General features: G+C 34.1%; 14 protein-coding genes. 7 read left to right on the forward strand and 7 right to left on the reverse strand.

From position 1 onward, the window contains the following. Together CXF67_RS02210 and CXF67_RS02215 are read right to left on the reverse strand one after the other, a co-directional pair. Positions 1 to 382, reverse strand: a 382-nt coding sequence (locus tag CXF67_RS02210) for a LytR/AlgR family response regulator transcription factor (RefSeq protein ID WP_145990347.1), incomplete at its 3' end; no start/stop codon positions are given. Beyond that, positions 375 to 1,376, reverse strand: coding sequence for a sensor histidine kinase (locus CXF67_RS02215; RefSeq protein WP_257984559.1), 1,002 nt, complete (start codon positions 1,374 to 1,376; stop codon positions 375 to 377). The genes CXF67_RS02210 and CXF67_RS02215, both read right to left, overlap by 8 nt. 200 nt (positions 1,377 to 1,576) lie before the next feature. On the opposite strand from CXF67_RS02215, the gene CXF67_RS02220 reads away from it, so the two are divergent. Further along, positions 1,577 to 2,020 carry an EF-hand domain-containing protein gene (locus tag CXF67_RS02220; protein WP_102087263.1) on the forward strand — a complete coding sequence of 148 codons (444 nt, stop codon included), beginning with the start codon at positions 1,577 to 1,579 and terminating at the stop codon, positions 2,018 to 2,020. A gap of 419 nt (positions 2,021 to 2,439) precedes the next feature. Here CXF67_RS02220 and CXF67_RS02225 read toward each other — a convergent pair whose 3' ends face one another. Together CXF67_RS02225 and CXF67_RS02230 are read right to left on the reverse strand one after the other, a co-directional pair. After that, positions 2,440 to 3,015, reverse strand: a complete 576-nt coding sequence (locus tag CXF67_RS02225) for a DUF4251 domain-containing protein (protein WP_102087271.1) — start codon at positions 3,013 to 3,015, stop codon at positions 2,440 to 2,442. Between the two features lie 56 nt (positions 3,016 to 3,071). After that, on the reverse strand, positions 3,072 to 4,316 hold the full coding sequence (locus tag CXF67_RS02230) for an NAD(P)/FAD-dependent oxidoreductase (RefSeq protein WP_102087264.1): 1,245 nt from the start codon (positions 4,314 to 4,316) through the stop codon (positions 3,072 to 3,074). A gap of 132 nt (positions 4,317 to 4,448) precedes the next feature. Between CXF67_RS02230 and CXF67_RS02235 the strand changes: the two genes are divergently transcribed. Beyond that, the gene (locus CXF67_RS02235; RefSeq protein ID WP_102087265.1) at positions 4,449 to 4,850 is read left to right on the forward strand and encodes an arsenate reductase family protein; all 402 of its coding nucleotides are present in this window, start codon (positions 4,449 to 4,451) and stop codon (positions 4,848 to 4,850) included. A gap of 256 nt (positions 4,851 to 5,106) precedes the next feature. On the opposite strand, the gene CXF67_RS02240 is transcribed toward CXF67_RS02235, so the two are convergent. Beyond that, positions 5,107 to 7,071 carry an aconitate hydratase gene (locus tag CXF67_RS02240; protein WP_102087266.1) on the reverse strand — a complete coding sequence of 655 codons (1,965 nt, stop codon included), beginning with the start codon at positions 7,069 to 7,071 and terminating at the stop codon, positions 5,107 to 5,109. Positions 7,072 to 7,206: 135 nt separating this feature from the next. On the opposite strand from CXF67_RS02240, the gene upp reads away from it, so the two are divergent. Then, entirely contained in the window at positions 7,207 to 7,860 is a 654-nt protein-coding gene (upp, locus tag CXF67_RS02245; RefSeq protein ID WP_102087267.1) for a uracil phosphoribosyltransferase, read from the forward strand. A gap of 472 nt (positions 7,861 to 8,332) precedes the next feature. Here upp and CXF67_RS18020 read toward each other — a convergent pair whose 3' ends face one another. Together CXF67_RS18020 and CXF67_RS02250 are read right to left on the reverse strand one after the other, a co-directional pair. After that, the gene (locus CXF67_RS18020; RefSeq protein ID WP_180957865.1) at positions 8,333 to 8,500 is read right to left on the reverse strand and encodes a hypothetical protein; all 168 of its coding nucleotides are present in this window, start codon (positions 8,498 to 8,500) and stop codon (positions 8,333 to 8,335) included. A gap of 368 nt (positions 8,501 to 8,868) precedes the next feature. Continuing rightward, entirely contained in the window at positions 8,869 to 9,303 is a 435-nt protein-coding gene (locus tag CXF67_RS02250) for a DUF2452 domain-containing protein (protein WP_015025931.1), read from the reverse strand. Positions 9,304 to 9,492: 189 nt separating this feature from the next. Between CXF67_RS02250 and CXF67_RS02255 the strand changes: the two genes are divergently transcribed. From CXF67_RS02255 to CXF67_RS02270, 4 genes are all read left to right on the forward strand, one after another. Then, a complete protein-coding gene (locus CXF67_RS02255) occupies positions 9,493 to 9,927 on the forward strand; it encodes an FKBP-type peptidyl-prolyl cis-trans isomerase (protein WP_102087268.1) in 435 nt (144 codons plus the stop codon). A gap of 236 nt (positions 9,928 to 10,163) precedes the next feature. Then, on the forward strand, positions 10,164 to 10,577 hold the full coding sequence (locus CXF67_RS02260) for a carboxymuconolactone decarboxylase family protein (RefSeq protein ID WP_257984560.1): 414 nt from the start codon (positions 10,164 to 10,166) through the stop codon (positions 10,575 to 10,577). A 118-nt stretch (positions 10,578 to 10,695) separates the two neighbouring features. After that, on the forward strand, positions 10,696 to 11,082 hold the full coding sequence (locus tag CXF67_RS02265; protein WP_102087269.1) for an alkyl hydroperoxide reductase: 387 nt from the start codon (positions 10,696 to 10,698) through the stop codon (positions 11,080 to 11,082). Continuing rightward, positions 11,083 to 11,511, forward strand: a complete 429-nt coding sequence (locus CXF67_RS02270; RefSeq protein ID WP_257984561.1) for a hypothetical protein — start codon at positions 11,083 to 11,085, stop codon at positions 11,509 to 11,511. Positions 11,512 to 11,581 lie beyond the last annotated feature (70 nt).

Raw genomic sequence — 11,581 nt, forward strand, 5'->3', positions numbered from 1 at the left:
TAATAGTAATGAATTCAGTATTACCAATTTTGTATTTGGATTCTATTTTATTAACCGCTTTTAAAAAACGTTCAAAAGTAATGGGTTTTAAAAGATAGTCTAACGCATTTAATTCAAAACCATCTAACGCATATTCAGAATAGGCAGTTGTAAAAATAATTTTAGTACTTGACGGAACCATTTTAGCAAAGTCCGTCCCTTTTAAATCAGGCATTTGGATATCTAAAAAAACCAGATCAATTTGATTCGACTTCAAAGCAGAAAGGGCTTCAATAGGATTGCTAAAGAGTCCTTTCAATTCTAAGAAATCACATTTTTCAATATAGGATTTCAGCAATAATCTTGCTAATTCTTCATCATCTATGACAATACAACTATACATGATTTTTCAAACTTAATTCGACTTTAAATATGCCCTCTATTTCTGAAATAGATAGATTGTGATTTTTAGGATATAATAAGGATAATCTACGTTTTACATTTTCTAATCCAATACCTCCAACTTCATCCTTAGCCATATTTTTAGAGGCAATTTTATTACTGATTTTAAATAAAATAAGGCTGTCATCCGCATAAAGATCAATATGAATAAAGGAGTCATTTAAGTTCTCAATATGACTGTGTTTTAAAGCATTTTCAACAAAAAGAATCAAAAGCATAGGCGCGATTTTTACCGATGTTTCTGAAACTTGAAACTTAAAGTCAATGGAGTATTTTTGACTGCTTTTTAGTGAAAATAACTTCAAGTAATTCTCGATATAATCTATCTCGTTTTGAAGCATTACAAAAGGCCGTTCACATTCATATAAAACATAGCGCAACATGTCAGACAAATAACTGATGCTTTGTTGCGTTTTAGTAGTGTTGATAGCTGATAAGGCATAAATATTATTTAAAGAATTAAACAGGAAATGAGGATTGATTTGCGATTTTAATAGCTTTAATTCAGTTTGAAGATTTTCATTTTTACTTCTGATGATCTCTTTATCTTTTTTTTGCGTGTAAATAACGAATTCAATCACCGTAGCTAAAATATAAGCCATGAAAAGTAAAAGAGATTGTGTAAAAAACCGAGGTGGCGGACCTCTTTTTAATGGCCTAAAAGGAGGCGGTTTTGGCATTTCTCTTACCAAAATATGAGAAGCGATATAAGAAAAAAGGAAGAGCAACAACAACGAAATAAGTATGAAAGTAGCATATTTTTTATTGAATAGAAATGTTGGAGCTGTGTAAAATATCAACACACCAACAAGAACAATTTGTAATACAAAAGCATGTAGATTTCCATTTAAAAAATGCTCATCCCACGACTGTCCTGACCACAATAAAAGCCATATAACAAGCCATAATAAACATTGAGAAATAAAACTTTTCATTGAATTCATACTGCAAATAAACTAAAAATAAAATCAATTCTTTTTAGAAGATACCTTATTAAGGTATCGCTAGGGTTTCGTTTACTAAATTATATGGGTGATTTACCGAAAAGTAGACTCCTTTCGCTGAAGACATAAAATACGTATTCAACTTATCCGCATATTTGTTTTGTAATCATACTAATTTAAACACTAGACTTGTGAAAATCAAGACATTAAAAACAATAATTTTATTAGCGGCGGTTCTTGCCTTTGGTGTCACAAATGCACAACCACCAAAAGGTCAATTAGAAAATCGCCCAAGTTTTGCTCAACTTCTAGAAAGAATGGACGCTAATAAAGACCAAATGCTTTCAGCAGCTGAAGTAAAAGGACCCCTAAAAGAACAATTTGAAAAGATAGATATAAATGAAAACGGTTTTATTATAGCAGAAGAACTTGAAAATGCTCCAAAACCAAGAACTATGAGTGAACGCCCAAGTTTTGCTCAACTTCTAGAAAGAATGGATGCTAATAAAGACCAAATGCTTTCAGCAGCTGAAGTAAAAGGACCCCTAAAAGAACATTTTAAAAAGGTAGATACAAATGGAAACGGTTTTATTGTAGCAGAAGAATTTGAAAATGCTCTAAAACCAAAAGACTAAGGCAAAGAAAAAGATAATCAAATATTTAAATATGAAAAAATCAATAATTAATGATGAAATAAAATGAGAAAGTAATTTTCAGTAACTTTATAATCATGGATGTGTGTAATTATAAAGACACCTGAACTTATTAACCTTTTGAATAAAAAAAATCTGTATTTAGCAATAATCATAATGATAGTAGGTTGCGTTGAGAGGATTAAAACTTATCATTTATTATAAGTGTATGTCTTAAAATAGCGGTGACATAATCCCAAGTTATAGACCCAAAACCACTATAACAAGATTATGGTTAATAGTATCGAAAATGTACTCTGTACACTTGTTTTATAAATTGTGTATATGTTGTCCTATAATTTATATTATGTAAAATAGGAATACATAAATTTATGTTGAATCATAGACATTCTTAATATCTCTTACTCCACCTTTGGTTTTGTAATCGCTTTAAGTGTTCCATTATATTGAATGGTATTCCGTTGCGATGACCAAATATTAATTATAGCACTTAAACTTGGGTATACAGTTAAGCTTACATCATAGTTTTCATTACTGTCCTTATCCCTGACGGTAAATTCCATAAGGTAGTAATCTTTATCCTCGTCTTTGGTTAGCATTAAGTCTTTAGGAGTTGATTTAAAGTCAATACCGCCTCCCGCAGAATTATATCCACCGCCCATTTGGCGTTCTCCGTAATACGGTAAATTGGCAGAAACAGTATCATTTTCGAATTTGAATATATTCTGATTGCCCTGTAAGTTTATCTGTGAAGCATTATCTCCTGGTCTAAAAAGCCCCACATTGACCAGCTGATTCATACTGTTGGTTGCCAAAGGTCTGGCCCATTGGAGTTCTATTTCAAAATTCTGATCTGTAAGTAGTTTTTTTAAGCTTGTCTTTTCTTGGGCCGTATATACCCTTGAAGATCCACAGGAAACGATGCTCAACAATATAACTATTGAGGCAAAAAATACTAGTGGTTTATTGGTTTTCATGATAATGGATTTATGATCTAAACACAATGTCAATACCATGTTGGCGTTCATTGCGTTTAGCTTAGATTTATAAAACCGTCTTTAATTTTGGAAATCACCGCTTGCGCTGCAGACTCTCCATTTAACATTGCTGCATTAATCGAACCATTCGCTAACTGATCCCCCGCTAAAAAGATTTGATCTTTTAATTGAGTCTCCGACTTTGGCAGCATATAAGTCACCGATTGCATAACAGGTAAAGCTTTCTCAATATGGTAAAACCGCTTAAACTCTAAAGTATCTATGCCTACATAGGTCTTTAAATCCTCTGTAATTCTATCCTTGAGTTCTTCTTGCGTTAACTCATGGGGTTTAACGATACTCACCGATAACAGATGCTCCTCAGCTTTTGGTTTGGACACGTAGTAAAAATTATTCACTAATGCCTCATCGTCTGCAATCAAGCCAATCATCGGTTCTTCAAAGACACGTTGCTTTACGCTTAAATAATAGTTATCAACGCTTTTCCAGAGCGTATGCTGATTATTTAAATTAGAGATAAGGTGAGAAGCTTCAGTGGCGATAATCACAAAATCAAACTGCTCTACTCCTCCATTTTTAAATATAACTTGCTGATCTTGAATAGATTCTACGGGTGTATTAAAGTGAATTTTAGTTTGTTTCAATTGAGCCATCAGTTGATTTGGAATAGCTTGTATGCCCTTTTTGGGGATGGCAGCACTTCCTTTGCCAAACATCTTATAAACAAATTCAAATTTTCTGGACGAGGTCTTTAACTCGTGCTCTAGGAATATCCCTGTAAAAAAAGGTTTGAAGAAATTATGAATGATATCTGATGAAAATCCGTAATCCTGAAGATAGCGTAAAGTGGTTTTTTCTTCAGCTAAAAAGATATCATCAAAGCTTTTCTTTTTAAGTTCAGTATTGAGTTTTAAGATCTTAAGTTTATCAGCGAAACTTCCTATTTTTGAGGTTAAGGTTGGAAACAATAAGCTTAATTGTCGCAAGGGATCTCCTATCTTGTCTTGCTTTCCTTGATTGTATATAACAGCGCCAGGGTAGAATTTCTCAAGTTCTAACAAGTCGTAGTTTAAGTATTTTTGAGTTGCTGGATATTCGGTGAGCAAAACTTGAAAGCCATGGTCGAAGGTATACCCTTCTCTATAATCTGTTTTTACTCTACCCCCTGCTCGATCTGTAGCTTCAAAAATTTCTGTTTGAAAGCCTGCGTTTTCTAGATTAATAGCAGCAACGAGGCCGCTCAATCCCGCTCCTATAATAGCGATTTTTTGATCTTGCATTGATGTATTGTTTTGCCCAATAAGGTCTAAATTCTCTTTAGATATAAACCTCAAAATATTACTAAATGTTTCTGATCCCCAGTATTAATTCTTACTTTAGAAAAAAAAACGTTAATTACAAGCAACAAAGATATGGGAGTTATAGCAAAAAGTAATCGCGAATTAAAACTATATTATCATCCAGATAGTAGGATTGCCATACAAAGTATCGCGATCGCTGAAGCCACCAAAGCTCAAAAAGTATTGATTAACCTTCTCGAAGTTAAAGTTACTGAAACTCAGTGGGCAGAACTTTCTAGACTTCTGAATAAGCAACCTTCAGAATTAATAAATACCGAACACCCTTTTATAAAAAAAACTCTAAGTGACCATCCAAAATTAGATGAAAACCAAGCCTTAAAGGTATTGGCCAAAAATCCAGAGGTCTTGATGCATCCCATTGCCATGCGTGGTGAAAAAGTAATTGAAGTAAAGGGAATTAATGATTTGATGGCTTTACAAGAAAACGATTCTAAAGATGCTAAACTGCCTTAGACCATATACTAAAATAAATTTATAATGTCGTATAATTAGATTAAATTATACTGTGACGTAGCTCAGCATAGGTTTTTTGATTGTTTGAAGTTAAGAACAATTAGCATGGCAATAGTTATGGTAACTATTTTTGATGAATAGCAGGCGAAAAAAAACGTTTTATAGCGACACTATTGGTTTAATTTGGTGCGATACGTACACAGATAAAAAACGCTCCATTTAGAGCGTTTTTTTAGTATATAATAATTCTGAATGTTTATAATTTTTCTTTGAAATCGTTGATGATTCCACCTTTCACGATAACTTGAATTTGTCTATCACTTAATGTATGCTTCATCTCGATGGTTTTGGAGTTACCTTTAGATTTGTGAATTACCACTTTTATGTTCTCTTTAGATTTAACAGATTGAATCACATCTTTCAATTCTATATCATCTCCTTGTTCTATGCAATCATAGTCGTATTCGTTGATGAACTCGAGTGGTAAAATCCCAAAGTTTGCCAGATTTTGCCAAGCGATTCTAGCATAACTTTTAGCCAACACCGCTACTTGACCCAAATACTTAGGAGCTAAAGCTGCATGTTCCCTACTGGAACCTTGTGCATAATTTTCAGCAGCTACCACCACGTGACCTCCTTGAGACTCTCTTGTAGTCATGGCTCTATCATAAAAACTATCATCGATTACCGTAAAGGAGTATTTACTTATTTCTGGAAGATTACTTCTGAAAGGAAGTACTTCTGCCCCAGCCTTTAAGATCTCATCGGTAGAAACATTATCGCCCATTTTTAATAATACAGGAACTCGATAATAGTCTTGCAGCTCAGGAATTTCTGGTAAAGCTTTAATATTTGGTCCTTTTTCCAGTGTTACCGATTTATTATCCTCTATAGGTGCGATAAGCATATCCGTATTGATCATTTCATAGGTTGGATATTCAAATTTTGGATAAGTCATACCAAATTCTTTCTCCAGATCACGAGGATCCGTAATTTTTCCCATAAGCGCAGAAGCCGCTGCGGTTTCTGGGCTACACAAATAAACCTGATCGTCTTTGGTTCCACTTCTGTCTGGAAAATTACGTGGCATAGTTCTTAAACTAATAGTTCCACTTGCTGGAGCTTGACCCATACCAATACAGCCCATGCAACCTGATTGATGAAATCTTGCCCCCGATTTTATCAAGTTTCCGAATGCTTTATTATCAATCATATTCTGCATGATTTGTCTAGACGTTGGGTTGACATCAAAACTCACCTCAGGACTAATGCTCTTGTCTTTAACTAGTGCACTAGCGATCCAAAAATCACGTAATCCAGGATTAGCGGAAGAGCCAATAACCACTTGACTTATAGATTTACCCGCTACCTCAGAGACTGGAACAACATTCCCAGGACTAGTTGGTAAAGCGATTAAAGGCACCAAATCATCTAAAACAATTGCATCATGAAATTCATATTCGCAACCTTCATCGGCTAGCAATTCAGACCAATCCCCTTCTCTATTTTGAGACTTTAAAAAGCGTTTAGTTTCTTTGTCACTAGGAAATACCGTGGTGGTAGCACCAAGCTCTGCGCCCATATTGGCAATAACATGTCTATCCATAGCACTTAGCTCGTTAAGACCATCGCCGTAATACTCTATCACTTTACCAACCCCTCCTTTCACATCATGACGCCTTAGCATTTCAAGTACAACATCCTTAGCACTCACCCAATCGGGTAATTTACCAGTGAGCTTTACCCCCATTACTTTTGGCATTTTTACAAAATATGGCTGACCTGCAATGGCTGCTGCCACATCCAATCCACCAGTTCCAATAGCAAGCATACCTAAAGATCCAGCAGCGCAAGAGTGAGAGTCGGATCCTACAAGGGTTTTACCCGGTTTTCCAAAGCGTTCCATATGTACAGGGTGGCTTACCCCATTTCCTGGCCTACTGTACCACAACCCAAAGCGTTGAGCCGCAGATTTTAGAAATTTATGATCATCTGCATTTTTAAAATCAGTTTGCAAAAGATTGTGGTCAACATATTGGACAGCAACTTCGGTTTTAGCTCTATCCAGTCCCATGGCCTCCAGTTCCAATTGAACCAAAGTCCCTGTGGCATCTTGTAGTAAAGCTTGATCTATTTTTAATCCAATCTCTTCGCCAGGTATCATTTTTCCCTCGATTAGGTGAGATTGAATAAGTTTCTGAGTAACATTTAGTGGATTCATATGAATATATATTATACGTCAAAATAGAAATAATTTAAACAACTCTAAACAGAATTAACGATACTTTAATGCCTTTCCTTCTCTCAAATTAGGTTTGAGACTACAATTAAAACTCCTATTTTTGAAAAAAAACTTATGGAAGTTTATAATTTAAGTCAAACCCACTCTGTCCTCAATCACTTCATCCACCAATTGAGAGATGAGGCTGTACAACAAGATCGGATGAAGTTTCGAAGGAACATTGAACGCATTGGAGAAATATTGACTTATGAAATGAGTAAAGCCTTAACCTACACTCCCCATAACTTTCAAACTCCTCTAGTTGCAACCACTTCTCATTTGTGCAAGGATGAAATAGTAGTCTGCTCTATATTAAGAGCAGGTATCCCCTTACACAATGGTATTCTTAATTATCTAGATGAAGCGGATAATGCTTTTATTTCTGCTTATAGAAAAGTGGAAAGCAATGGGAAAGATTTTGAAATAGTAGTTGAATACTTATCTTCTCCCAGTTTAGAAGGGAAAACCTTGGTCTTAGCAGATCCCATGTTGGCTACAGGAAGGTCTATGCTAAATGTATACAAAGCCTTGGAGAAATTAGGTCAACCCAAACAAATCCATATCGTATCTGTTATTGGCGCCCAGGCAGGAGTTGACTTAATCGAAGAACACTTCCCTGAAGATACTCAACTTTGGATTGCTGCCGTGGATGATACCTTAAATGAGAAGGGATATATCATCCCTGGACTGGGAGATGCAGGTGATTTAGCTTTTGGAGAAAAAATGTAATCTTCAAAAAAAACATCTGCGTTTAATTTAAAACCAAACATTCAAAACTAAAACAGCTTCACTTACAGTTTTTTTATGGGTCTTATGGGCCCATATAGGTCTTATGACATATCGAACTAAATTGAGAATTAAAAAAATGGCACTTCACCAACTTAAACCTATAATTTCGCAGTAGATATCTTTAAAAAGTGGTCCCCTTTTCACCGCATTTTTCCATTGATTCATAATTATAGGTTGCTAGAAGATTTAATTCATTACATAAACTACAGGTTTTTTATCGGTAAAGGTTTGCATCATTGCTTCATAAGTAATGCAGTGATAATCAACTATGATAGTACCTGTCTAAAATTTGTATAATTTTAATCACTTATCATTATATCCCCTCCCCTATTTTGAATTAAAAGTTTGACTTTCAAATTTTCATTTGACATAACTTGCAAACCAAATCCACTATAAATGATAGTCACATTATTCAAGTCAGCACCAGAAGTGTCAATCTACAAAAATAGACTCCCATCAAAACAAAATCTAAAGCGGATTTATTATCTACATTCTCAACAGGCTTTGGAGTTTCCATCCCTTTCATTGAGGGATGTCTAGCAGTGTCAAAATTCATAATCACGTTAACAGAAAATGCCATATATACCTATGGATGTTCAGCTTATTTACCTTTTCCATGCCTATTTACTTCTAAGGTAACCTAACTGATTTTTGGAAGTTGATTTGCTTTTCGTCTTGCAAAATTGTTCTGTCCCTTCCATTTGTTCAGAACAATGATCCCAGGTCTTTTATCTGTTGTAAGAGTATTTTAAAACTATATCAGTTTAACATTATAGGGCCTGAGGCTTGGTAGGAAATTTTATTTTCTCTTCTCTGAGTCGAATTTATTTATTGAATTCCTTGGACATTTTTTATAAAAGTGTCCTTCTATTATTAGATTTTCTGGTAAATATTATTCAAGTGAATGGAAATAATAATTTCCATTGATCATTTTTAATAAGCTTATAATTAAGGGGTTAAAGTGAGTTTTCCTTTAGAATCTAATCGAACCCACATTTTGTCTTCATTGAGCTTAAAACTTCCTTTAAAATTAAAATTACATTCATAAGGGGATATAATAGATAAAAATATCTTTCCCTTTTTATTTTCATATAAATGATAAACCTGACCCACAATAGGTTCAAAACTAAACTCTGCGCTGTATATAAGATTATTATATTCGTATTGTACCATCAACTTTTCATACTTCTGCTTTAGTTCTTCGTACTCTGTTTTGATTTGATGATTAACTTTACTCACATTGGAGTTTTTCCAACCTGTTAAATCTGTAGGGGTGATTTTGGGAGCACTAGAATTAGTAGCATAAGGCAATAAACCCGCTTCATATTTATTGGTATCTTCATTGTAAACCACCTGATCTGGCTTTTTGGAGTTGTTGCCCATTTTAAAAATTTAAATAATTTAAGCGAAATTATGTTCAATTATTTCAATAGCTGCCCTACTTAAGGTTAAAATTCCATTAAAAAAGTGAATTAATAACCGATATAATTGGGTTTGGTTATCTAAATGATACCTTTGTAATTATTGTTAAATAAAAGTTCTAATTAATTAGAAATCAATAAATTAATATTTATGAGTCAAGTTAAAGAAAAAGACACAGTAAAAGTTCATTACACAGGAAAGCTAGCCTCTAGCGGTCAAGTTTTTGATAGCTCTCTAGAAAGAGAACCTATTGAATTTACTTTAGGTGAGGGAACAATCATTCCAGGTTTCGAAACTGGTGTTCTTAATATGAAAGAAGCTGAGAAAAAAACTATAGAAATTCCTAAAGAAGAAGCTTACGGTGAGGTCAAAAAAGACCTTTTCCAACAAGTTGGTAATGACCAACTTCCTGAAGATATGAAACCTGAAGTAGGTATGGGATTAGTATCTCAAAATCCTGATGGAACTGAACGTCAACTAAGAGTTGCAGAAGTGAATGAAGATCACATCATTGTAGATGCAAATCATCCACTTGCTGGACACGATCTTACTTTTGAATTGGAATTAGTTGAAATTAAGAGCTAAATCCACTCAATTTTAGAATTTAAAAACCACTCTTTATGAGTGGTTTTTTTTTGTAAGCTCATTTACTTTTAAACGACTATTAAATCGAATTTAAAAATAAATACATGAAACCTATTGAAATTAATGAAGCCAAGAACCTGCAAAAAGCATTTTAGAAGCTACAAATTCTAAGATGGGTGCAATTCCTAATATGTTTAAAATGATGGCTAACAACCCCCTCTCTTTTAAACGCTTATATGAAAACAGATGAGACGTTTAGAAAAGATTCTGGTTTTACTCCTCAAGAACAAGAAGTGATTTTGCTTTCCGTAGCTGTTTATAATGAATGTGAGTATTGTGTAGCGGCACATAGTTTTATTGCCAAGCATCAAAGTAAAGTCTCTAAGGACGTTATCGATGCTTTACGAAATCGTAAAGTATTACCAGAAGCCAAATATGAAGCTCTTTCCAAGTTTGCTGTATCTATTGCCAAAGAGCGTGGCTTCCCTGATCAAGAGGCTACAAATAACTTAAAACAAGCGGGTTATACAGATCTACATGTGGCTGGTGTTATTACTGGGGTTGGCATGAAGACCTTTAGTAACTATATCAATCATATTTCAGAAACTGAAGTCGACGATATGTTTGCTGAATTTAAATGGGAAAAATAAAAGATAATTTTTGCTATTAATTAAAAACGCTCAAGTCTTTAAAACCCTGAGCGTTTTTTATATAAATTATTTTAATAAAATCTAAAGTTATTATGATGGCTTATCTACTTTTGCACTTATGAAATTAACATTAAAATTAGCAGCTATATATAATATCCTCTGGGGTGCCTGGGTGGTTATTTTTCCAAATCATTTTTTTCAACTTGTGGGTATGGAACTTCCTACCCAGCCTATGATCTGGCAAGGTATGGGAATGGTTATTGGAGTTTATGGTATAGGATATTGGTGGGCCTCTTTTAATCCTCTAAGACACTGGCCTATTGTTGCCGTTGGATTTTTAGGAAAGATTTTTGGTCCCTTGGGTTTTGTGTTTAATTATTATGAGGGCAAAGTTCCTTTCGAGTTTTTTTACACGCTTATTACCAATGACTTTATGTGGTGGATTCCTTTCTTCTTGATTTTGAAAAAAGTTCATCAAGATTATAACTGGAAACTAACCGACTAAGTGGACAGTATACTCGAACATCTTTCGATGATAAGGCTTTTGGCCGATTTTGGACTTGTGGTTTTGATATGGATGGTTCAACTCATTGTATATCCGGGATTTACTTTTTACTCTGAAGAACTTTTATTGAAATGGCATAAAACTTACACACCCAGAATTACTGTTATTGTTGCTCCACTCATGTTCGTACAAGTGTGTATAGCAGTCTACCTATGCGCCTTTAATTTTTCAATAGTCCATTTGATTTATTTGATTTTGGTCTTTTCTACTTGGATCAGCACCTTTATTTATTTTGTACCGTTACACCATAATATCGAAGCCAATAAAGACCTAAAGTCATCGGCTAATAGATTAACCAAAGGGAATTGGATACGCACCATTCAATGGACTTTTATCTTTATTTACGGTATAATTTGGCTTTCTTCTTAAGGGTATTGTAAAATATTGAATTTAAGGCATGTTTAAAACAATAATACTTGACTTTATCAGTTAAAAGTCG

This window comes from Psychroflexus sp. MES1-P1E (genome assembly GCF_002836055.1).
Classification (GTDB): domain Bacteria; phylum Bacteroidota; class Bacteroidia; order Flavobacteriales; family Flavobacteriaceae; genus Psychroflexus.